Here is a 22,261-nt window from a genome sequence, read left to right on the forward strand (position 1 = left end):
TTGTCGCCCTCATGGCGACAGGCAGGGCAACGGAATCAGGCCGGAGCCCGGCCGGCGTCGCGGCGATAGGCCCAGGCGATCATCCCGGCACCGAGTAGCACCATTGGCACGCAGAGCAGCTGGCCCATGGTCAGCCAGCCGAACGCCAGGTAGCCCAGCTGTGCATCCGGCACACGGACGAACTCGACGATGAAGCGGAAGATGCCGTAGCACACCGCGAACAGTCCGGACACCGCCATGGTCGGCCGCGGCTTGCGCGAATAGAACCAGAGGATCAGGAACAGCGCGACGCCCTCCAGGGCGAACTGATAGAGCTGCGACGGGTGCCGCGCCAGTTGCTGCGGATCGGTCGGGAAGACCATCGCCCAGGGCACATCGGTGGCCTTGCCCCACAGTTCGGCATTGATGAAGTTGCCGATACGCCCGGCGCCCAGGCCGATCGGCACGAACGGCGCGATGAAGTCCATCAGCTCGAAGAAGCTCTTGCCGTTGCGCCGAGCGAAGATCCAGCTGCACAGCAGCACGCCGATCAGTCCTCCGTGGAAGGACATGCCGCCCTTCCAGACCTGCAAAATCAGGCTTGGGTCATTGATGTAGGCGGCCAGATCGTAGAACAGCACATAACCCAGACGGCCACCGACGATCACGCCCATGGCCACCCAGAACACCAGGTCGGAGAGTTTGTCCTTCGGCCACTCGGGCGCGAAGCGCTGCACCCGCAGCGAAGCCAGCCACCAGGCGCCGCCGATGCCGATCAGGTACATCAGGCCGTACCAGTGAATCTGCAAGGGGCCGATGGCAATGGCCACCGGATCGATCTGCGGATAGGGCAGCATCCGTTACTCCTCAAACCAGAAAATTGATGCCGACGCTCAGCAGCAGTAGAGCGAACAGCCGTTTCAGAACCTTGGCCGACAGACGATGCGCCAGTTTCGCACCCAGTCTGGCGAAAAACATGCTGGTTGCCGCGATGCCGAGCATGGCCGGCAGATAGACGAAGCCCAGACTCCAGTCGGGCAGTTGCGTTTCGTGCCACCCGACCACCATGAAACTCAGCGCCCCGGCGATCGCGATCGGCAGGCCGCACGCCGCGGAAGTCGCCACCGCCTGCTGCATCGGCACGCTGCGCCAGGTCAGATAGGGCACCGACAGCGAGCCGCCGCCGATGCCGAAAATCGACGAAGCCCAGCCGATCACTACCCCGACCAGCGACAGTTCCGGCCGCCCGGGTGCTCGGCTAGTGGCCTTGGGTCGCAGGTCGAAACCCATCTGCACCGCCATCGCCAGGGCGAACACACCGATGATCTTCTGCAGCATCGGCCCCTGGATCGCCGCGGCAGTCAGGCTGCCCAGGGCGGCGCCAAGGAGGATGCCAAAGGTCATCCACAGCACCATCGGCCAGCGCACCGCACCCTTGCGGTGATGGGTGAGAATGGAATTGACCGAGGTGAAGACGATGGTAGCCAGGGACGTACCGACGGCCAGATGGGTGAGGATTTCCTGAGAAAATCCCTGGGCGCTGAAACTGAATACCAGCACCGGCACGATGATCAGCCCGCCGCCCACGCCGAACAGCCCGGCCAGCACACCAGCGAAGCCGCCCAGCAGCAGATACAGCAGAAACTCCATGCGCCCCGTCCCGGCGAAACAAAGCGGCATGTTAGCGGAAAATGCGCCCGCCCCGCGCGGCGACGTTGAGCGTGAAAAACCCGGCGGTGGCTCATACGCCGGCCGCGCCTGTACTCTTGGCGGTCCGGACATAGTTTGGCTTTCCCATGTGCCTGATCGTTTTCGCCTGGCGCCCCGGCCACACCCAACCGCTGGTGGTAGCCGCCAACCGCGACGAGTTCCACGCCCGCCCGAGCCTGCCGCTGGGGCACTGGGAGGATGCACCCTGGATCGTCGGCGGGCGCGACCTGCAGGCAGGCGGCACCTGGATGGGCGTCACCACCGGCGGACGCTTCGCCGCACTGACCAACATTCGCGCACCCGGCCAGGTGATCGGCCCACGTTCGCGCGGCGAGCTGCCGGAACAGTACCTGCGCGGAAACTTGCCGCCGGCCGACTACCTCGCCGAGCTGGCCGGCCGCCGCGCCGACTACGCCGGCTTCAACCTGCTGGTCGGCGATCGGCAGGCACTCTGGCACCTGAACTCACACCGCGGTGAGCCGACGGAGTTGCAGCCCGGAATCTACGGTCTGTCCAACGCCGGCCTCGACACGCCCTGGCCCAAGCTGAGAAAAGCCCGCGCAGCACTGGCGACCAACCTCGACCCGGCGACTCCTGAGAACCTGCTCGCCCTGCTGGCGGACCCAAGCCCAGCGGCCGAGCATGAACTGCCGCAGACCGGCGTGCCGCTGGAATGGGAAAGGCGGCTGTCGAGCATCTTCATCGCCAGCCCGGAGTACGGCACGCGCGCCAGCACAGCGCTGATCCGTCATGCCGACGGGGCGCTGGACATCCTGGAGCGTAGTTTCGGCCCGGACGGCCCAGTGGGCGAGGTGCGCTACCGCCACCCGCCAACGAGCTGATTGGCGAGCGGCAGGCTGCTCAGACGGCGGCGGACGGGTTGATCAGCTTGCTCAGGCCGAGGTTGCGCAAGGTCAGCTGGACCGTGCTGTGGATGACCTGCGGGCTGTCCAGCAGCATGACCCGCGCCAGCAGCTGCTGAGCAGTATCCATGCTGATCTGACGCAGCAGCCATTTCACCTTGGGCAGGTTGGTGGCGTTCATCGACAGGCTGTCGAAGCCCATCGCCAGCAACAGCATGGCCGCCGCCGGGTCGCCCGCCATCTCGCCGCAGATGCTCACCGGCTTGCCCTCGCCATGGGCTTCCTTGACCACACGCTGCAGTGCTTCGAGCACCGCCGGATGCAGATAGTCGTAGAGATCGGCGACCCGCGGATTGTTGCGATCCACCGCCAGCAGGTACTGCGTAAGGTCGTTCGAGCCGACCGAGATGAAGTCCACCATGCGCGCCAGTTCGCGCGTCAGGTAGACCGCCGCCGGCACTTCGATCATGACGCCGACCGGCGGCATGATCACGTCCAGCCCCTCGTCGCGCACCTCGCACCAGGCACGGTGAATCAGATGCAGCGCCTCCTCCAGTTCGCGGATGCCGGAAATCATCGGCAAGAGGATGCGCAGGTTGTTCAGCCCGGCACTGGCCTTGAGCATGGCGCGGGTCTGCAGCAGGAAGATCTCGGGGTGGTCGAGGGTGACGCGGATACCGCGCCAGCCGAGGAACGGGTTTTCTTCCTTGATCGGGAAGTACGGCAGGCACTTGTCGCCGCCGATGTCGAGGCTGCGCATGGTTACCGGCAGCGGATGGAAGGCTTCCAGCTGCTCGCGGTAGATCGCCATCTGCTCCTTCTCGCTTGGGAAGCGCTCCTTGATCATGAACGGCACTTCGGTGCGATACAGGCCCACGCCCTCGGCGCCGCGCTCCTGCGCGCGCACCACATCGGCGAGCAGGCCGGTATTCACCCACAGCGGAATGCGATGACCGTCGGTGGTCTCGCACGGCAGCTCGCGCAGCACGTCAAGCCCGGCAGAGAGCTGGCGCTCCTGCTCGGCCAGCACTTCATACTGCTCGCGCAGGACCTTGCCCGGGTTGGTGATGATCTCGCCGCGATAGCCGTCGATGATCAGCTCGATGCCGTCGACCTTGGAGTACGGCAGGTCGACCGCGCCCATGACCGTCGGAATGCCCATGGCACGGGCGAGAATGGCGACGTGGGAGTTGCTCGAGCCGAGCACCGAAACCATGCCCACCAGCTTGCCCTCTGGCACCTCGCCGAGCATCGCCGGCGAGAGCTCCTCACTGACCAGAATGGTCTTGTCGGGATAGGTCAGCGTCTGCTGACGCGCCTCCTGCAGGTAGGAAAGCAGGCGCCGACCGATGTCCTTGACGTCCGATGCGCGCTCTCGCAGGTAGGCGTCGTCCATCATCTCGAAGCGCCGCACGTGCTCGCTGACCACCTGGCGCAGCGCGCCCTGCGCCCACTGGCCGGTACGGATGACCTTGGTCACTTCGCCGCCCAGGGCGGAGTCGTCGAGCATCATCAGGTACACATCGAACAGCGCGCGCTCTTCCTTGCGCATCTGCGTGGCGAGCTTTTCCGAGAGAGTGCGCATGTCGGCGCGCACGGCCTCCAGCGCAGCTTCGAAGAGCGTCAGCTCGGCATCGATGTTGTCGATGTTCTTGTCCGGCACCACATCCAGATCGGCCGGCGGCAGCACCACCACGGCGGTTCCGACGCCGGCGCCTGGCGCACCCGGAATGCCGATGAAGCGGGTTTCCTGGATGCCCTTGCCTTGCCGGCCAAGCCCGCGGATCGAACCGGTCGCCTCGGCATGGGCGATAACACCGGCAAGCTGCGCGCTCATGGTGACGAGGAACGCTTCTTCACCTTCGTCGAACTGGCGGCGTTCCTTCTGCTGGATAACCAGTACGCCCATCACCCGACGGTGGTGGATGATCGGCGCACCGAGAAAGGAGGCATAGCGTTCCTCGCCGGTTTCGGCGAAGTAGCGATAGCGTGGGTGTTCGGAGGCGTGTTCGAGGTTGAGCGGCTCTTCGCGGGTGCCGACCAGGCCGACCAGGCCTTCGTTGGGCGCCATGCTGACCTTGCCGATGGCGCGCTTGTTGAGGCCTTCGGTGGCCATCAGGACGAAGCGTTCGGTTTCCGGATCGAGCAGATAGACCGAGCAGACCTGGCTACCCATGGCCTCCCTGACTCTCAGCACGATGATGCCCAACGCCGCCTTGAGGTCCTTGGCGGCATTCACTTCCTGGACAATCTTGCGCAGCGTGCCGAGCATGCTCAGAGGCTTTCTCCCCGAATCTCAGTCCCGCACCGGTAAACGCGGTGCGAGTTCTTTAAGTGCGCGACGATAGACCTCGCGCTTGAAGGTGACCACCTGTCCCAGCGGGTACCAGTAGCTGACCCAGCGCCAGCCGTCGAACTCCGGCTTGCCGGTCAGGTCCATGCGTACACGCTCTTCGGCGCTGGTCAGGCGCAGCAGGAACCATTTCTGCTTCTGTCCGATGCACAGCGGCTGGCTATGGGTACGCACCAGGCGTTGCGGCAGACGATAGCGCAACCAGCCACGGGTGCAGGCGAGGATCTTCACATCCTGCTCTTCCAGGCCGACTTCTTCGTTGAGTTCGCGAAACAGGGCTTCTTCCGGCGTTTCACGGGCATTGATCCCGCCTTGCGGGAACTGCCAGGCATCCTGATTGATCCGCCTGGCCCACAGCACCTGACCGACATCGTTGGTCAGGATGATGCCGACGTTCGGGCGAAAACCATCGGAGTCGATCACGGCATACAACCTCGCAGACGCATGTCGCGGCATTGTTCCACAAAACCGCGATAAGCCGAAAGCACGGCAAGCCGCCGTTCGGCACGTACCCGCGCGCTCGGCGAGGGGCCGCCCGAGGCTGCGCGCAAGGCGCTGCAACCGGTATGCTTGGGGCTGCCCTGACCATCATCGAGGAAAACATCCGTGCGCCTGGCTCTATTCGATCTCGACAACACCCTGCTGGCCGGTGACAGCGACCACGCCTGGGGCGAATACCTCTGCCAGCGCGGCATCGTCGATCCGACCCAGTACAAGGCGCGCAACGACGCCTTCTATCAGGATTACCTGGCCGGCAATCTCGACGTGCACGCCTATCAGAATTTCTGCCAGGAACTGCTCGGCCGCAGCGAGATGGCGCAGCTGCAGCAGTGGCACGACGAATTCATGCAGGATTTCATCGAGCCCATCGTGCTGAGCAAGGGAGAGGCCCTACTACGCCAGCATCTGGAGGCGGGCGACAAGGTAGTGATCATCACCGCCACCAATCGCTTCATCACCGGGCCGATCGCTGCACGCCTGGGCGTCGATACCCTGCTGGCGACCGAATGCGAGATGCGTGACGGGCGCTACACCGGCCGTCTGACCGACATCCCCTGCTTCCAGGAAGGCAAGGTCCAGCGCATCGAGCGCTGGCTGGCGGAAACCGAGCAGACTCTCGAAGACGCCTACTTCTACAGCGACTCACGCAACGACCTGCCGCTGCTACAGCGCGTCCCTCACCCAGTGGCAGTGGACCCGGACCCGGTGCTGCGCGACTTCGCCACCGAACGTGGCTGGCAGATCATCTCGCTGCGCTGAGCAAGCGCAGCAGTCATGCCCGAGCCGGTCGAATCAGACCGGCTTGGCGCCCATCAGCGCGGTGATCGCGATTAGCACGACCAGCACCAGCACGGCATAGATGCCGGCGTTACGCGCCGCGGTGGCGCTGCCCGGCGCCTGCCAGGCGGCAAGACGCCCGGCCAGCAGCAGAACCAGCGGGATCAGTACGAGGAACAGTACCGAGCTGGCCAGCAACCAGAACTGGCCCAGCGGCCACCCGGCCAGATGCGTCAGCCACCAGCCGGTCACCGGCAGCGACAGGCCAATCACCGCCAGCAGCGGCAGGGACAGGCGGCGCGTTCGCTGCAGCTTGCGTTGCAGCACGGCCTGATCGCCACCGCGGCCGGCCTTCCATAGCATCAGCAGATGCACGATGACACCCAGCAGCAACAGCACCGCCGTCGCGCCATGAATGATTCTGAGGGTGAGGTAGTGGTCCATGTGCCTTCCTTTAAGTTCGCTTAGCCGAGAAACAGCTTGTAGGCGGGGTTCTCGCTCTCATCCCAATAGCGGTAGCCAATCTTGTCCAACGCCGCCGGCACCATATGGCGCTCCTCCAAAGGCACCTGCAGCCCTGCGACTACCCGGCCATCGGCAGCGCCGTGGTTGCGATAGTGGAACATCGAGATGTTCCAGCGCCCGCCGAGCTTGTTGAGGAAGTTGAACAGCGCACCCGGCCGCTCGGGGAACTCGAAGCGCAGCACCATCTCGTCGCTGACGCCGGCTGCGTGGCCACCGACCATGTGCCGCGTGTGCAGCTTGGCGAGCTCGTTATCCGTGAGGTCGAGCACCGGAAAGCCCTTGTCGCGCAGCCCCTGCACCAGCGCCGCACGCGGGTCGTTCTCCGGGTGCGTCTGCACGCCGACGAAGATGTGCGCCTCGCGGTCGGTGTGGAAACGGTAGTTGAACTCGGTGATCTGGCGTTTGCCGATCGCCTCGCAGAAGGCCTTGAAGCTGCCCGGCTGCTCGGGGATGGTGACGGCGATGATCGCCTCGCGCTTCTCGCCCAGCTCGGCGCGCTCGGCGACATGGCGCAGGCGGTCGAAATTGACGTTGGCGCCCGAGTCGATACCCACCAGCACCTGGCCGCTGATGCCTTCGCGCTCGACGTATTTCTTGATCCCGGCCACGGCCAGCGCACCTGCCGGCTCGGTGATCGAGCGGGTGTCATCGTAGATATCCTTGATCGCCGCGCATATCTCGTCGGTACTGACGGTGATCACCTCGTCGACATGATCCTTGCAGAGCTCGAAGGTGTGCTGCCCGATCTGCGCCACCGCCACGCCGTCGGCGAACAGCCCGACCTGCTCCAGCACCACGCGCTCGCCGGCGGCCATGGCGGCCTGCAAGCAGTTGGAATCGTCCGGTTCGACGCCGATCACCTTGGTCTCTGGGTAGAGATACTTCACGTAGGCGGCGATGCCAGCCACCAGGCCGCCGCCGCCCACCGGAACGAAGATCGCGTCGATCGGCCCTTGGTGCTGACGGAGGATCTCCATCGCCACGGTACCCTGCCCGGCGATCACATCGGGATCGTCATAGGGGTGGATATAGACGTAGCCTTTCTCTTCCACCAGCTTCAGCGAGTAGGCCAGCGCCTCGGGGAAGGCATCGCCATGCAGCACCACCTTGCCGCCGCGGGCACGTACGCCTTGGACCTTCAGCTCCGGCGTGGTGCGCGGCATGACGATGGTGGCCTTGATCCCCAGCTGCTTGGCCGCCAGCGCAACGCCCTGGGCGTGATTGCCAGCCGATGCCGTGACCACGCCACGTGCCAGCTCCTCGGCGGACAGCTGCGCCAGCTTGTTGTAGGCGCCGCGGACCTTGAAGGAGAACACCGGCTGCAGATCCTCGCGCTTGAGCAGAATCTGGTTGCCGATTCTCTCGGAAAGCTGGCGGGCGGGCTGCAGCGGAGTTTCGATGGCGACGTCGTAGACGCGGGAAGTGAGGATCTTCTTGACGTAATGTTCGAGCATTCTGGCTGTCTTGGCAGGCATTGCGAGGGAACGAGGAGTCTACCCCCCGCACGCCCCCGGCGACCACCGGCAATCCACCACGGCTTCGGCATGACAAGACCCGCCGCCGGCAGAGGGCTATAATCCGAGCCTTCGTCTTTCCCGCCCGGATTCCCGCCATGACCCAGGATCAGCTCAAGCAGGCCGTCGCCCAGGCCGCCGTCGACCATATCGTCCCGCACCTCAGCGATCGCAGCATCATTGGCGTGGGCACCGGCTCCACCGCCAACTTCTTCATCGACCTGCTGGCCAAGCACAAGGGCTTCTTCGACGGCGCCGTAGCCAGCTCCGAAGCCACCGCCGAGCGCCTGAAACAGCATGGCATCCCGGTCTACGACCTGAACTCGGTGAGCGAACTGGAGTTCTATGTCGACGGCGCCGACGAGGCGAACAAGCACCTGGAGCTGATCAAGGGCGGTGGCGCCGCCCTGACCCGCGAGAAGATCGTCGCCGCGGTAGCCAAGACCTTCATCTGCATCGCCGACGGCAGCAAGCTGGTCGAGCGGCTGGGCGCCTTCCCGCTGCCGGTGGAAGTCATCCCGATGGCGCGCAGTCATGTCGCCCGCGAGCTGGTCAAGCTCGGCGGCGACCCGGTCTACCGCGACGGCGTGGTCACCGACAACGGCAACGTCATTCTCGACGTGCACAACCTGATGATCGGCTTCGCGCCGGAACTGGAAGGCAAGATCAACGACATCGTCGGCGTGGTCTGCAACGGCCTGTTCGCCATGCGCCCGGCGGATCTGCTACTGCTCGGCACCAAGGACGGCGTGCAGACACTCAAGCGCTGATCCGCCGCGGCGAAGCGCAACGGCGCGACGCCGAACTGGCGACTACGCTTTAGGTGCGCTGCGACGAGTCCGCCGCAGCTCATCACAGGAGGTGTCGCCATGTCCGGCAAATTCCAGTTGAAGAAATCCAGCAACGGCCAGTTCCACTTCAATCTTCTGGCCAGCAATGGCCAGGTCGTACTGTCCAGCGAGCAATACAAGGCCCATGCCTCGGCGCTCAACGGCATCGATTCGGTGCGCAAGAACGCGGTGCGCGAAGGTGCGTTCGAGGTCAAGGAGTCGAGCAACGGCAAGTACTTTTTCGTGCTCAAGGCAACCAACGGGCAGGTCATCGGCCAGAGTCAGATGTACGCCAGCCTGCACAGTGCCGAGCAGGGTTGCGACTCGGTACTACGCCACGCACCGAATGCCGCCCTGCAGGACGAAAGCGCGTCGACCGCCTGACCGCCTTCAAAGCCGGTGATCGAGGCGGTAACCGATCACCTGGCCTGTTTGCTGAAGACGTAGAACAGGTTCGGCTCGCTGACGACATACAGCGTGCCGTCCGGCCCCATCGCAATGCCTTCCGCCTGCGGCACATCCTGTTCCAGCCCATGCTTGCCGGCATCCAGCGCCAGGCTGCTGAGCGGCTGCCCGCTGCCATCCAGTTCGACCACAAGCCGCGACTCATCCGACAGCGCCAGCAGATGCCCGCTCCGCTCATCGAACTGCAGGCTGGACAGGTCGCGCACGAAAAGCCGCGCCTGGTGCTGGTTGATATGCACGGCAGGTGCTTCGGCGACATAGGGAAAGCCGGCGATCTCGTAGATTCTGACCGGGTTGCGCTCCTTGGCGACGAACAGCCGCTCGCCGACCTTATCGTAGGCCAGGCCCTCGAAGCCCTTGTTGCCGTTACGGTCGATGCCCAGAGAGAGCTGCGACGCGTGCGCGGCATCGATGACCGTCGTTCGCTCATCGACCTCGACCCGAAACAGGCGCTGCCGGCGCTCGTCGCTGATCACATACACGCCGGCAGAGATGTACTCGACAGCCTCCGGGTCGCCGAAGCCAACGAGCGGGATCGCGCGCAGCAGATCGCCCTCCAGGCCGAGTTCGAGCAGGTGTGGACTGCCATTGGTGACGGCGATCAGACTGTTGCGATCCGGGTCGAAAGTCAGCGCCGAGAGATCGTCCTCAATGCCACGGACCACCTTGCACTGGATCGTCGCCTGGTAATCCGGCAGCCACAATGAGGCGTCCTCCGCCGGTTCGCCGCGATGCCACTGGTTGAGATGGAACCAGCCACGCTCGAACAACCGGTAATGAACGCCGGCGGCAAGCACCAGCAGCAGGGCCACGGTCAGCAACCCCGCCAAGATCCTTTTCAACGCACGCATAAGGCCCACTTTCACCTGGATTGGGGCAGCGATTGTCTTCAGTGAGGCTTACACCAAGCTTAATGCGGCCGTTCAGCGCCTGCGGCTGAATACGTAGAAGCGGTTGGGCTCGCCGACCACGTAGATGTTGCCTTCGCCATCCATCGCCACACCTTCGGCCTGCTCGATCCCGTGTACCAACCCATTGAGTCCGCCGAACAGGCTGATGAAGCTGCGCGGCTTGCCCTGCAGGTCCAGCTCCACCAGCAGCCGCGACTCGTCGGAAAGCATCAGCGTGTGGCCGCTGCGCGGGTCGATGGCGACGGAGGAAATGTCACGAACCAGCAGCCGTTGCCCGGGCACGGCCTGCAGCGCCCCGGCGGCGCCGTCCTCACCCGGGAATGGCAGCTCGAACAAGCCCTGCGGGTCACGCTCCTTGGCCAGCAGCAGGCGCTGCGTACGCGGGTTCCAGGCCAGTCCCTCGAAGCCCTTGTTGCCGGCATCGGCGAAGCCCAGGTCATAGCTGGCCAGATCATCGAGATCGAGGCTTTCCACGCCGGGCTCCAGACGGAACACCGCCACCAGCCGACGGCGCTCATCGACGATCGCCAGGCGTCCGTCACCCAGGGCCTCCACCGCCTCGGGATCGGCGAAACCGGTCAGCGCGACGCGCCGCAGCACGACGCCGGACGGCGTGAACTCGACCAGCTGTTCGCCGGTTACGGTGAACAACGTGCCGGTCAGGGGATTCCAGGTCAGTCCCGAGGTTTCCTCGTCTTCCAAGCCGGCCAGGGTGGTTTCCAGGGTCAGCTCGTAATCCGGCAGCCAGATGCTGGCTGCGCGCTGTTCAGCGCTGACCGAACGCTCGCCCCAATACAGCTGCAGCTGATCGTCCCAGTGCAGCAGGCGTGTGGCGACGAGCAGCGCAATAAAAAGCAGCAGCAGGATGGCGGCGACGATCAGACGCCAGCGGGAATAACGAACGGGCATGAAAAACGTTCCGGCGGGAGGTGCCGGATTACAACACGAGAGCGGTTCGCAAAGAAGCAGCAGACGCGGCGGGCTTGCCCCGCCGCGTGCAGGTCAGATCACGCGGCTTTCGAAACGCGACAGCCCGACCAGCTCCAGCACCAGCTGGTCGCCCTGCTTGAGCGGTCCGACGCCAGCCGGCGTGCCGGTCAGTACCACGTCGCCCGGCTGCAAGCTGAAATGCCCGGCAATGTGCTGCAGCAGCGGCAGGATGGCATTGAGCATCTGGCTGCTGTTGCCGTCCTGGCGGACTTCGCCGTTGATGGTCAGGCGGATGCCGATGTCGCCCAGATCCTCGACCGCATCGCCTGGCACGAACGGCGCCATCACGCAGGCGCCGTCAAAGCTCTTGGCGATTTCCCACGGATGGCCCTTTTCCTTCAGCTTCGCCTGCACGTCGCGCAGGGTCAGGTCCAGCGCCGGGGCGAAGCCGGAAATGGCATCGCGCACCTCTTCCTCGTTCGGCTTGCGCGACAGCGGCTTGCCGATCAGCACGGCGATTTCCGCTTCGTAATGCACGGCGCCGCGGTCGCTGGGGATGCTGAAGCCGTCGTCCAGCGGCACGGTGCAGCTGCCGGCCTTGATGAACAGCAGCGGCTCGGTCGGCACCGGGTTGTTCAGTTCCTTGGCGTGCTCGGCATAGTTGCGGCCGATGCAGACCACCTTGCCCAACGGGTAGTGGATCGGCGTGCCATCGGTGTAGTGGTGCTGGTAGCTCATCGAAGACTCCTGGTAATCCGTGGGCCCGTTCAGGCCGCGAAAATCTTGCCCGGGTTCATGATCCCGTTGGGGTCGAACACCGCCTTGACCGCTTTCATGTACTCGATTTCCGCCGGCGAACGGCTGTACTCGAGGTAGTCGCGCTTGGTCATGCCGACGCCGTGTTCGGCGGAGATCGAGCCGTTGTACTTCTGCACGGTTTCGAACACCCACTTGTTCACCGTGGCGCACTTGCCGAAGAACTCGTCCTTGCCCATCGCATCCGGCTTGAGGATGTTCAGGTGCAGGTTGCCGTCGCCGATGTGGCCGAACCAGACGATTTCGAAGTCCGGATAGTGCTCGCCGACGATGGCGTCGATCTCCTTGAGGAAGGCCGGCACCTTGGCGATGGTCACCGAGATGTCGTTCTTGTACGGCGTCCAGTGGCTGATGGTCTCGGAGATGTACTCGCGCAGCTTCCACAGATTCTGCAGCTGCTGCTCGCTCTGACTCATCACGCCGTCGAGCACCCAACCCTGTTCGACGCAATGCTCGAACGTCGCCAGCGCCTGATCGGCGCGCTCCTCGGTGGTGGCCTCGAATTCCAGCAGCGCGTAGAACGGGCAGTCGGTTTCGAACGGCGCCGGCACGTCACCACGGCCGAGCACCTTGACCAGCGCCTTGTCGGAGAAGAACTCGAAGGCAGTGAGGTCAAGCTTGTCCTGGAAGGCGTGCAGCACCGGCATGATCGAATCGAAATCGGGGGTGCCCAACACCAGCGCAGTGAGGTTGGTCGGCTGGCGCTCCAGGCGCATGGTCGCCTCGACGACGAAGCCCAGCGTGCCTTCGGCGCCGATGAACAGCTGACGCAGGTCGTAGCCGGTGGCGTTCTTGATCAGGTCTTTGTTCAGCTCGAGCACATCGCCCTTGCCGGTCACCACCTTCATGCCGGCGACCCAGTTGCGGGTCATGCCGTAGCGAATCACCTTGATGCCACCGGCGTTGGTGCCGATGTTGCCGCCGATCTGGCTGGAGCCGGCGGAGGCGAAGTCCACCGGGTAGTACAGCCCCTTGTCCTCGGCGAACTGCTGCAGCTGGGCGGTGACCACGCCGGGCTGGCAGACGGCGGTGCGATCCATCTCGTTGAATTCGAGAATCTGGTTCATGTAGTCGAACGACACCACCACCTCGCCATTGGCCGCCACGGCCGCTGCGGACAGACCGGTGCGACCGCCCGAAGGCACCAGCGCGACCTTGCGCTCGTTGGCCCAACGCACGATGGCCTGGACCTGCTCGATGCTCTTGGGGAAGACGATGGCCGAGGGTGCCGGAGCGAAATGCTTGGTCCAGTCCTTGCCGTAGGCGTTCAGCGAATCGGCGTCGGTCAGTACTTTGCCGGGCTCGACCAGGGTTTTCAGCTCATCGATCAGGGCGGGGTCGGTCATCACGGGAACTCTCATACGATTCATGGTCACCCTGAGCACGCTTCAGCACAGGGGTGGGGGTGTTTCGCGGGGCTCGTATGCTAGCATACGCACCCCTTTGAAACGTGCCTCGGCAGACTCCCGACACCGCTAATGACGGGTCGGCCAGCCTTCGCTGGACACTTCAGTCCTATCCTTCGGCCTTAAGGTTTTAATGCAGATGAGCCAGACCTCTCTCGACAAGAGCAAGATCAAGTTTCTTCTTCTCGAAGGCGTGCACCAGAACGCCGTCGACACCCTCAAGGCGGCCGGCTACACCAACATTGAGTACCTCAAGGGCGCGCTGTCCAGCGAGGAGCTGAAGGAAAAGATCGCCGACGTCCACTTCATCGGCATCCGCTCGCGCACCCAGCTCACCGAAGAGGTCTTCGACGCGGCCAAGAAGCTGATCGCCGTCGGCTGCTTCTGCATCGGCACCAACCAGGTCAACCTGAACGCCGCCCGCGAGCGCGGTATCGCGGTATTCAACGCGCCCTACTCCAATACCCGTTCGGTGGCCGAACTGGTACTGGCCGAAGCCATCCTGCTCTTGCGCGGCATTCCGGAGAAGAACGCCTCCTGCCATCGCGGCGGCTGGATCAAGTCGGCGGCCAACTCCTTCGAGATCCGCGGCAAGAAGCTCGGCATCATCGGCTACGGCTCCATCGGCACCCAGCTCTCCGTACTGGCCGAAGCGCTGGGCATGCAGGTCTACTTCTACGACGTGGTGACCAAGCTGCCGCTGGGCAACGCTGCCCAGATCGGCTCGCTGTACGAGCTGCTGGGCATGTGCGACATCGTCTCCCTGCACGTTCCCGAGCTGCCGTCCACCCAGTGGATGATTGGCGAGAAGGAAATCCGCGCCATGAAGAAGGGCGCGATCCTGATCAACGCCGCCCGCGGCACCGTGGTCGAGCTGGATCACCTGGCCGCCGCGATCAAGGACGAGCACCTGATCGGCGCCGCCATCGACGTGTTCCCGGTCGAGCCGAAGTCCAACGACGAGGAATTCGAAAGCCCGCTGCGTGGCCTGGATCGCGTGATCCTGACGCCGCACATCGGTGGTTCCACCGCCGAAGCGCAGGCCAACATCGGTCTGGAAGTCGCCGAGAAGCTGGTCAAGTACAGCGACAACGGCACCTCGGTGTCCTCGGTCAACTTCCCGGAAGTGGCCCTGCCGTCGCACCCGGGCAAGCACCGTCTGCTGCACATCCACCAGAACATTCCGGGTGTGATGAGCGAGATCAACAAGGTCTTCGCCGACAACGGCATCAACATCTGCGGCCAGTTCCTGCAGACCAACGAGAAGGTCGGCTACGTCGTCATCGACGTGGACAAGGAGTACTCCGACCTGGCGCTGGAGAAGCTGCAGCACGTCAACGGCACCATCCGCAGCCGCGTGCTGTTCTGATTCGCTGACGCGGTGCGTTGAAAGGGAGGCTTCGGCCTCCCTTTTTCGTTCATGCGCACTGTCTAAATCCGAGCGCTCTCCGCTAGCTGCGCAGCACCCGATTACCCGCAGCATCGACATCCGCCCCTGGCTGCTCGTCACGCGGCTCGGGCGTCGGCGGCACATCGGTCTCGATCGGTGCCTGGCGCGGCTGCAGCACCGGTGCTTCGATCTGTTCCATCTCGTCCGATTGCTGATCCGACTGCGGCCGCGGCTCGCGGTTGTCCAGCGGATGCTGACGCGCCTTTTCCGGATTGGTCGGCCCGGTAGTCTCGGCCAGGGCGCTCGTCGCGCCCGCCAGTGAAACCAGCAGAATGCTCAAACGCAGCATGCCCATCGCGCACCTCCCGATCATTGCTCTTGCAGGTTCGGCACGCCGGCACCGACAAAGGTTTCCGCACGGCTGCCGGCAACGGCCGAGCGGTCAGGCTGAACGCAGAACGGCCCGGCAAGCTGAGCCTGCCGGGCCGTTCAGGTGCAACCGATGGATCAGTAGGCGCCGCGTTCGCCGCCCTCGCCGCCTGTACCGGTCGTACCCTGCTTACCAGCCGCACCATCGCCGCCAGCATCGACGCCGGTGCCGTGATCGCTACCGTGTGTGGTCGCCGGGCGCTCGGTCTCGTCCGGCATCTTGCCGGTATCGGAGGTCGAATCCATTCCGGAGTCAGCGCCAGTGCCGCCCATGGTCCCCGGCTGCTCGGTGCTGTGCCCCATCGAGTCGCGGTGGCCGGTATCGGCGCCGGCATCGGTACCAGTGCCGGTGTTGGCCGCGAATGCCGCGCTGGAAAGCAGTCCCGCCAGGGTGAATGCCGCAATCTTGTGCATGTTCATGATTGACTCCTGCATATTTCAGGGGGTTCATGTAATCCGGCAGCGGGACGCGCCAGGGGTTTCGTCGTCAGCCTTTACAAAACGTGACAGCCCTGTGGAGCGCCCTGCCAGAGCGGCTAGTCGCTCGGACCGTCGGTCGCCTGCGGCCGGTCACCGAGCAGATCCTCCACGTAGAGCATGCGCACCAGCACCATGCCGACTGCTGCCAGCGGTGTCGCCAGCAGCAGGCCGAGGGTGCCGGCCAGCAGGCCGAACAGAAGTTGCACGGCGATGGTTAGCGCCGGCGGAACCGAGACGATGCGCTGCTGCATCCACGGCGTGAACACATAGCTTTCCAGGGTCTGGATGAACAGATAGAGCGCGGCGACGTAGAGCACCGTGCGCCCGCCCTCCAGCGAAGCCAGCAGGAGCGCCGGGATCACCGCCAGCACCGGACCGATATTGGGAATGAACGACAGCAGACCGGCGATCAGGCCGAGCACCAACGCCAGCTCGATGCCCAGCAGCCACAGACCAAGCGTGGTCAGTACGCCGATCAGCAGCATTTCCAGCAACTTGGCCAGCAGCCAGGCGCGTAATGTCGAGCCGCTTTCGTCGAGCACCTCCGCAGCGCGCGGACGATAGCCCAGCGGCATCAGCTTCAGCAGCCCGCGCACATAGACCTGCGGGTTGATGGCGAGGCAGATGCCGATGGCGAAGGCGATGGCGAAGCTGCTCAGCGCCCCGACGATCGAGCCCATCACCTTGGTCACCACGCTGAACGCGCTGGAACCATCGGGCAGCGAGTCCTCCAGGCGCTCACGCTGCTGCAGCAGCTCATTCGCCCAGGGCAGCTGCTCGGCGCGCTCACGCAGGCGCTCGACGGCCTCGGGTAGCGAATCGGAGAGCGCATCGGCCTGCTCGGCGATACTCGGCGCGACCAGCCAGCCGCCGCCGCCCAGACCAAGCAGCAAGAGCACGAAGAACACCCCCATGGACAGCTTGTAGGACAGCGCCGTCTTGCTGCAGAGCCAGCGGCTCACGCCATGGATCAGCACACCGAAGAGAATCGAGGCGAACAGCAGCAGGATGAAATCGAACGCCAACCAGGCGACGATGCTCAGCAGCACTACGAAGGCCAGAACTGCGGCCTGCACAATCGTGCGATTGGCGACCTTCTTGGCATCGTTCTGCGGTGTCGTCGTGGACATGGCGCTCCCCCTGATGAGTACAAGAGGTAGGACAGACCGCGCCGCGCATTAATTCAGCTGTTACCGCCAATCAGCGCAGCAGCTGCCAGAGCGAGGCGCCGACGCCGGCCATGCTCTCGCCCGCCACCAGGCCGGCCGCGGCGACGATCACGAAGCGCTCGCCGAGGCTGCGCCAGCGTGACGCGAAGGCCCAGGCGAGCACGGCACCGAAGGTCATCATCAGCGAAATCGACGCCGGAATGATGAATGCCAGGCCGAGCGCCGCGGAGCTCGGCAACCAGCGCAGCCGGCGTTCGGGCAGCAGCCCTTCCAGCGTCCCGAGCAGCACCCCACAGAGCGCACCAGCCAGCATCGCCCAGCGAATATCGGCAGCGAGCGCGCCGAGACCGCCGGTCAAGGCTTCTGCCACCGCTTTCCAGGTAGCGACCGCCGGAGCCGGCCATTCGGGTGTGATCAGCATGCTCTGCGGATCGGGAATCAGCAGCTGATAGGCCAGTACGCCGACCACGCTACCGAGCAGAATGCCGAAGCACTGCGCCAGCGCCTGACGCCCCGGCGCAGCGCCGATGGCATGCCCGACCTTGAAGTCGTTGAGCAGATCGGTGCACTGCCCCGCCGCGCCACCGGCGGTGTTGGCGCTCATCAGATTGACCGGCACCTGGCCCGGGGCGAACACGCCGAAGCTCAGCTGCGACAGCTGGCCGATGGCGCCGATCGGCGGAATCCCGGTCGCGCCGACCACCCGCGCGGCAACCATCGCCAGCAGCAGCGCCAGCGGAATCGACAGCGCCGCCAGCCAGGGGTCGATGCCGAACAGGCTGACCTGCAGCGCCAGCACCAGTCCTACCGACAGCGCAAAACCGGCCGCTGGCCAGCCGTGCGGGCGCCGCAGCACCGGCCGCCGGCGTGTCATTGGCGAGCGTGAGCGTAGCAGGCGCAGGCCCAGCGAGGTCAGCGTCGCGCAGACCATCAGGCTCACGCCCGGCCACAACAGCCATTCGATCAGCGCAGCGAACTGCGGCCCCTGGGCGGCAGCGGGCAAGCGCACCAGTCCCTCGACCAGCAGCCAGGGCGCGATCAGGCCCCAGGCCAGCACGGCGCCGAGCAGCAGCGACAGGCCGACGCGCAACCCGATGATGCCGCCGAAGCCGAGCAACAGCAGCGAGGGTTCGAAGCTGAACGTCAGGCGTTCCAGCTGCGCCGAAGGGGCCCAGCGCGGCAGCGTCCAGAAAAAGATATCGACCAGTTTGCTCCCGGCGGCCAGCACGGCGGCACCGCCCAGTACCCAGAGCCGGCGCCCGGCCTCGGCGCCATGACTGTAGATCTGCTGCAACGTCGCCAGGGTCGCCATGCCCTCGGGAAAGCGCAGCCCCGACTCGACGATCAGCGAGGGTCGCAGGTACCAGGCCACCCAGACCCCGAGAAAGCTCACCGAGAACACCCAGGCCATCAGCGGCAGGCTGTCCAGCTGCTGACCGGTGAGCAGGGTATAGGCGGGAATCGGTGCCACCAGCCCGCCGGAGATGATCGAGGCGCAGGACGAGGCGGTGGTCTGGTTGATGTTGCTTTCCAGCAGCGACCAGCGCGGGCGGCCGAACGCGACGGCAATGCTCTGCCAGAACGCGAAGCCGATCAGCAGCGCGATGATCGACATATTGAACGACCAGCCGATCTTGAGGCCCGAGTAGACATTCGACGGTGCCAGCAGCGCACCCAGCAGCAGACCGGTGAGCAAGGCACGTAGGGTCAGTTCACGAGACGAAACGGCAGAGGTGGTCGCGATCATTCCCCTACCTTAGCAGCCGCCCGGTGCAAAAACGCGCGCCCTTTTCGATGCCTCGCGTTCGCCCTGGCGGAGTTGTGCACGTGCTGGCTGGATAATGCCCGTTCGCCATCTCTCGGCTGAACTTCGCTGCAAGGTGCTGGTCGTTTAGTAACTTTTTAATCAATCACGCCCGACTGACTAGGTACCGAACATGGACGCGGAGCTTACACGGGACACATCCTCCCCAACTGTCACGCTGTTAACCGGCAATGAACTGCTTGGGTTGTTCTTTCGCCACTTTCTAGGCGAACAGGCGCAAGTCGAAGTTGCGCTGACCGGACTGCAATCACCGGACAATCGCGGAGCCGACCTGTTTCTGGTCGACGCCGGCCATAGCGAAGCCGAACAGATATCCAGCCTGATCGACCAGCTCGACGAGCACACACCGGTGGCGCTGGTGAATATCGTCCCCGAGCAGGCCGAGCAGCTGGTCGAAAGACACCCGGTGATTCGCGGGGTGTTCTACAGCCACGCCACCCGCGAGCACCTGCTCGAGGGCATCCGCGTGCTGCTCAAGGGTGGCGACTGGCTGCCACGGGTCCTCACCGAGAGGCTGCTGGGCCAGTGGCGGCGCATGCGCCAGCTCGCTGAAACCAAGTCCAGCCTGACGCTGCGCGAGCGCGAGATCCTGAGCCTCGCCGGCAAGGGGCTGTCGAATGCGGAAATCGCCGAGCAGCTGTGCCTCAGCCCGCACACGATCAAGAGTCATATCCACAATCTGTTGCGCAAGATCGGCGCCTCCAATCGGGCCGAGGCGGCGTACCTGCTGCGCAGTCATCTCGACTGGGACAAGTCCTGTAGCGCTTGAGTAGCGTCCCGCAGCGACGGGCGGCCTAGCGGAGCGGGACGTCACCGAGACGCTCTGGCACGGTGCGAAAGCGTCACGCCGTGCCAGGCATTAATTCCGAGCGAATTGCTTGCGCTACGCCTTTTACATCATCCGATGGATGTTCAAGGGTGTCCGCCGCGTTCAAGAATCGCGACCACTGTCATCCGGTAAACGCCAATGGCCCGTTACGCCCTGCCCCGCGCCACATCACTGTCCGCCCTGGTTGCCTGCCTGGCCTGCGCGCCGCTGATGGCCGCCGACCTGATGGACAACGGCGATCTTTCACCCCTTGGCACCACCGCCACCCAGCTTGCGGTTCAGCTGACCGACGCCAAGGCCGCCTACATCCAGCAGCTGGGCCAGGGCAATCTCGCCGAGCTGACTCAGAACGGCCAGGCGTTGAGCGCGCAGATGCTGCAGCAGGGCGGCGACCAGGAAGCCTTTATCCTGCAGCACGGCGAAAACCTGATGGCGGTCATCGAGCAGGTCGGCCAGGGCAACTACGCCGAAATCCGCCAGACCGGCAGCGACAACCAGGCCAGCATCAGCCAGTACGGCGCCTATAACGATGCGCGCATCGAGCAGACCGGCCAGGGCCTGCGCAGCGCGGTGACGCAATACGGCGTCGGCCAGCAGATCAATATCGTGCAGGGTCGCTAGCGATCAGGAGAGTTCATGTTCAAGCCTACGGCAATTGCCACCCTGCTCACCCTCGCCGCCACTCAGGCCATGGCGCAGAACAGCATCGAACTGGAGCAGGTCGGCATGGACAATGTCGCCGAACTGCAACAGACCGGCCTGGTCGAGTCCAGCACCATGGATGTCAGCCAGATCGGCAACCTCAACACCGCCAGCATCACGCAGATTGGCGAGGCCTACTTCAAGGTCGCCAACCTGCAGCAGATCGGTAACGCCAACGTCGCCACCATCGAACAGACCGGACGTACCAGCACGGTCGATGCCAGCAGCATCGGCAACGGCAACCAGATCACCGGCAGCCAGACCGCCTTCGTCACCGCACAGATCGAGCAGCGCGGCGACGCCAACGTGCTGACCTTCGACCAGCAGGGCTACTTCGAAGGGTCGCGGATGAACGTGTCCCAGGACGGTCTGGGCAACCTGGCCGACATTTACCAGGGCGACGGCAATCGCATGAACATCGCCCAGGCCGGCACCTACAACATCGCCGAGATTCAGCAGAACGACTACCACAACGAACTCGACTTCACTCAGAGCGGCGACAGCAACCGGCTGACGGTCGACCAGAACGGCTTCGGCGGCCGCATCAGTGGCTCGTCGACCGGCAGCGGTAACAGCGTCGACATCGCCCAGAGCTTCATGTCCAACCAGGCCACGGTGATCCAGAACGGCAACGACAACCTGGCGAGCATCGAACAGGGCAACTACGGTCATCAGGCCACCATCACGCAACTGGGCAGCGCCAACGAGGCGATGATCCGCCAGAGCCTGCCGGCCAATGACTTCACTCGCCTGCCCGGCGCCGCGACGATCCACCAGAGCGGCACCGGCAACAGCGCCACCATCGTCCAGCAGTAGCGCAACCACCCTCCAGCCACGGACCGGCTTCAACGGAAACAGAACGGATGCTGACCATGACCCTCACCACCTGGCTGCTCGCAGCCACCCCCGCCCCTGCCGATGCACCGGTAGCCGTCAGTTTCGAGCTGCAACCGGCCGAGCAAAGCCGGCTTTCGCTCGCCCTGTGCTTCAAGGGCAGCGGGCAGCAGGTCCGCTTTCGTCTGAAGGTGCGCTCCAGCGGCAGGGCCGGCAATGCCCAGACCGCGCAGAGCGGCACGCTGATCGCCACCCCGACGCAGCAATGCCCGCTGAACAACCGCCTCGGCATCGCTGACGACACCCGTGTCGAGGCCGAGCTGCAGTGGTGGATCGACGATGCCGAGCAGCCGCCGATTCTGCGCAGCTACCCGGACGACGACGCCGATGTGGGCGACGAAAGCGAGCCGGAACAGATCGCGTGAAGGCCGAAAGCGGACCGACGGCGCACCAGGTGGCGCTCGTTCAGCGCAGGTTCAGCTGGGGTTCAGGCCGACTGACCGAACGGCACTCCCGCACGGCCCTGGCCGCTGCTAGAGTTCGCTGCCGAGCTATCTGCAGCCCATTGGAGGGCGCATGTCACTGGATGACCGCAAGAAACTCGTCCGTCAGCACATCGACCTGACCTGGAACCGCGGGCGCCTGGCGCTGGCCGAGCACCTGCACAGCAAGGATTTTCTCTACAAGAGTTCCTTCATCGGCCGGCCGCTCGCCAGCGCCGAGTTTCTCGACATGGTCCGGCAGATCCGCCACGCCATGCCGGAACTGGAAGTGGTGGTCGAGGAGTGCATCGCCGAAGGCAACCGGGTGGTCACCTGGAGCACGCTGATCGGCACCATCGAGCAGCCGGCGTTCGGCTATCCGCCCAGCGACAAGGTGCTCAGCATTTCCGCCATGGCCTTCTGGACCATCACCCCGACGCAGCAGGTGCAGGAAATCTGCACGATGTTCGACATGGAAAGCTTTCGCGCCCAGCTGGGGCTGGATACCCGGCCCTACGCCGAAAAAGCCCTGCCCTGATCC

General features: G+C 64.6%; 24 protein-coding genes. 10 read left to right on the top strand and 14 right to left on the bottom strand.

Annotated features, from left to right (window positions below):
* Positions 1–35: 35 nt before the first annotated feature.
* A complete protein-coding gene (gene lgt / locus LLJ08_RS18545; RefSeq protein WP_042927847.1) occupies positions 36–836 on the bottom strand; it encodes a prolipoprotein diacylglyceryl transferase in 801 nt (266 codons plus the stop codon).
* A gap of 10 nt (positions 837–846) precedes the next feature.
* On the bottom strand, positions 847–1,629 hold the full coding sequence (locus LLJ08_RS18550; RefSeq protein ID WP_228207648.1) for a sulfite exporter TauE/SafE family protein: 783 nt from the start codon (positions 1,627–1,629) through the stop codon (positions 847–849).
* A 146-nt stretch (positions 1,630–1,775) separates the two neighbouring features.
* Here LLJ08_RS18550 and LLJ08_RS18555 point away from each other — a divergent pair, with 146 nt between their 5' ends.
* Positions 1,776–2,531 carry an NRDE family protein gene (locus tag LLJ08_RS18555; protein ID WP_228207649.1) on the top strand — a complete coding sequence of 252 codons (756 nt, stop codon included), beginning with the start codon at positions 1,776–1,778 and terminating at the stop codon, positions 2,529–2,531.
* Between the two features lie 19 nt (positions 2,532–2,550).
* Here LLJ08_RS18555 and ptsP read toward each other — a convergent pair whose 3' ends face one another.
* Both ptsP and LLJ08_RS18565 read right to left on the bottom strand, forming a co-directional pair.
* A complete protein-coding gene (ptsP, locus tag LLJ08_RS18560; protein WP_014821846.1) occupies positions 2,551–4,824 on the bottom strand; it encodes a phosphoenolpyruvate--protein phosphotransferase in 2,274 nt (757 codons plus the stop codon).
* A gap of 24 nt (positions 4,825–4,848) precedes the next feature.
* Positions 4,849–5,328: an RNA pyrophosphohydrolase gene (locus tag LLJ08_RS18565; RefSeq protein WP_015278517.1), complete on the bottom strand. Its 480-nt coding sequence runs from the start codon at positions 5,326–5,328 to the stop codon at positions 4,849–4,851.
* 183 nt (positions 5,329–5,511) lie between these two features.
* Between LLJ08_RS18565 and LLJ08_RS18570 the strand changes: the two genes are divergently transcribed.
* Positions 5,512–6,165, top strand: a complete 654-nt coding sequence (locus tag LLJ08_RS18570; protein ID WP_014821848.1) for a histidinol-phosphatase — start codon at positions 5,512–5,514, stop codon at positions 6,163–6,165.
* Between the two features lie 33 nt (positions 6,166–6,198).
* Here LLJ08_RS18570 and LLJ08_RS18575 read toward each other — a convergent pair whose 3' ends face one another.
* Positions 6,199–6,627, bottom strand: a complete 429-nt coding sequence (locus tag LLJ08_RS18575) for a DUF2269 family protein (protein WP_042927842.1) — start codon at positions 6,625–6,627, stop codon at positions 6,199–6,201.
* A 20-nt stretch (positions 6,628–6,647) separates the two neighbouring features.
* On the bottom strand, positions 6,648–8,162 hold the full coding sequence (gene ilvA, locus LLJ08_RS18580; RefSeq protein ID WP_256445881.1) for a threonine ammonia-lyase, biosynthetic: 1,515 nt from the start codon (positions 8,160–8,162) through the stop codon (positions 6,648–6,650).
* A gap of 158 nt (positions 8,163–8,320) precedes the next feature.
* On the opposite strand from ilvA, the gene rpiA reads away from it, so the two are divergent.
* Positions 8,321–8,992, top strand: a complete 672-nt coding sequence (rpiA, locus tag LLJ08_RS18585) for a ribose-5-phosphate isomerase RpiA (RefSeq protein ID WP_042927872.1) — start codon at positions 8,321–8,323, stop codon at positions 8,990–8,992.
* A 99-nt stretch (positions 8,993–9,091) separates the two neighbouring features.
* The gene (locus tag LLJ08_RS18590; protein ID WP_041015240.1) at positions 9,092–9,436 is read left to right on the top strand and encodes a YegP family protein; all 345 of its coding nucleotides are present in this window, start codon (positions 9,092–9,094) and stop codon (positions 9,434–9,436) included.
* Positions 9,437–9,471: 35 nt separating this feature from the next.
* Here LLJ08_RS18590 and LLJ08_RS18595 read toward each other — a convergent pair whose 3' ends face one another.
* From LLJ08_RS18595 to LLJ08_RS18610, 4 genes are all read right to left on the bottom strand, one after another.
* Positions 9,472–10,368 (bottom strand): SdiA-regulated domain-containing protein, encoded by an 897-nt coding sequence (locus LLJ08_RS18595; protein ID WP_041015241.1) that lies wholly within the window; start codon positions 10,366–10,368, stop codon positions 9,472–9,474.
* A gap of 72 nt (positions 10,369–10,440) precedes the next feature.
* On the bottom strand, positions 10,441–11,337 hold the full coding sequence (locus tag LLJ08_RS18600; protein WP_228207651.1) for an SdiA-regulated domain-containing protein: 897 nt from the start codon (positions 11,335–11,337) through the stop codon (positions 10,441–10,443).
* Positions 11,338–11,430: 93 nt separating this feature from the next.
* Positions 11,431–12,096, bottom strand: coding sequence for a fumarylacetoacetate hydrolase family protein (locus LLJ08_RS18605; protein ID WP_228207652.1), 666 nt, complete (start codon positions 12,094–12,096; stop codon positions 11,431–11,433).
* A 29-nt stretch (positions 12,097–12,125) separates the two neighbouring features.
* Complete coding sequence (locus tag LLJ08_RS18610; protein ID WP_228207653.1) at positions 12,126–13,520, bottom strand: FAD-binding oxidoreductase; 1,395 nt, start codon at positions 13,518–13,520, stop codon at positions 12,126–12,128.
* Positions 13,521–13,719: 199 nt separating this feature from the next.
* Here LLJ08_RS18610 and serA point away from each other — a divergent pair, with 199 nt between their 5' ends.
* Positions 13,720–14,949: a phosphoglycerate dehydrogenase gene (serA, locus tag LLJ08_RS18615; protein ID WP_045666807.1), complete on the top strand. Its 1,230-nt coding sequence runs from the start codon at positions 13,720–13,722 to the stop codon at positions 14,947–14,949.
* A gap of 82 nt (positions 14,950–15,031) precedes the next feature.
* Here serA and LLJ08_RS18620 read toward each other — a convergent pair whose 3' ends face one another.
* From LLJ08_RS18620 to LLJ08_RS18635, 4 genes are all read right to left on the bottom strand, one after another.
* Positions 15,032–15,325 carry a hypothetical protein gene (locus LLJ08_RS18620; protein ID WP_045666806.1) on the bottom strand — a complete coding sequence of 98 codons (294 nt, stop codon included), beginning with the start codon at positions 15,323–15,325 and terminating at the stop codon, positions 15,032–15,034.
* Between the two features lie 152 nt (positions 15,326–15,477).
* Positions 15,478–15,819, bottom strand: a complete 342-nt coding sequence (locus LLJ08_RS18625; RefSeq protein ID WP_023444528.1) for a hypothetical protein — start codon at positions 15,817–15,819, stop codon at positions 15,478–15,480.
* A 116-nt stretch (positions 15,820–15,935) separates the two neighbouring features.
* On the bottom strand, positions 15,936–17,009 hold the full coding sequence (locus LLJ08_RS18630) for an AI-2E family transporter (protein ID WP_041015245.1): 1,074 nt from the start codon (positions 17,007–17,009) through the stop codon (positions 15,936–15,938).
* Between the two features lie 70 nt (positions 17,010–17,079).
* Positions 17,080–18,795 carry an OPT family oligopeptide transporter gene (locus LLJ08_RS18635; RefSeq protein ID WP_228207654.1) on the bottom strand — a complete coding sequence of 572 codons (1,716 nt, stop codon included), beginning with the start codon at positions 18,793–18,795 and terminating at the stop codon, positions 17,080–17,082.
* Positions 18,796–19,057: 262 nt separating this feature from the next.
* Between LLJ08_RS18635 and LLJ08_RS18640 the strand changes: the two genes are divergently transcribed.
* The 5 genes from LLJ08_RS18640 to LLJ08_RS18660 all read left to right on the top strand — a co-directional run bounded on the left by LLJ08_RS18640 (position 19,058) and on the right by LLJ08_RS18660 (position 22,258).
* The gene (locus LLJ08_RS18640) at positions 19,058–19,642 is read left to right on the top strand and encodes a helix-turn-helix transcriptional regulator (protein WP_041015247.1); all 585 of its coding nucleotides are present in this window, start codon (positions 19,058–19,060) and stop codon (positions 19,640–19,642) included.
* A 198-nt stretch (positions 19,643–19,840) separates the two neighbouring features.
* A complete protein-coding gene (locus tag LLJ08_RS18645; RefSeq protein ID WP_044315839.1) occupies positions 19,841–20,323 on the top strand; it encodes a curli production assembly protein CsgB in 483 nt (160 codons plus the stop codon).
* A gap of 15 nt (positions 20,324–20,338) precedes the next feature.
* Positions 20,339–21,220: a hypothetical protein gene (locus tag LLJ08_RS18650; RefSeq protein WP_101276229.1), complete on the top strand. Its 882-nt coding sequence runs from the start codon at positions 20,339–20,341 to the stop codon at positions 21,218–21,220.
* A gap of 47 nt (positions 21,221–21,267) precedes the next feature.
* Positions 21,268–21,663: a hypothetical protein gene (locus LLJ08_RS18655; protein ID WP_041015250.1), complete on the top strand. Its 396-nt coding sequence runs from the start codon at positions 21,268–21,270 to the stop codon at positions 21,661–21,663.
* A 151-nt stretch (positions 21,664–21,814) separates the two neighbouring features.
* Positions 21,815–22,258, top strand: coding sequence for a ketosteroid isomerase-related protein (locus tag LLJ08_RS18660; protein WP_221104187.1), 444 nt, complete (start codon positions 21,815–21,817; stop codon positions 22,256–22,258).
* Positions 22,259–22,261 lie beyond the last annotated feature (3 nt).

Origin of the sequence: Stutzerimonas chloritidismutans, from assembly GCF_020783375.1 — a bacterium.
GTDB classification, from domain to species: Bacteria; Pseudomonadota; Gammaproteobacteria; order Pseudomonadales; family Pseudomonadaceae; genus Stutzerimonas; species Stutzerimonas kunmingensis.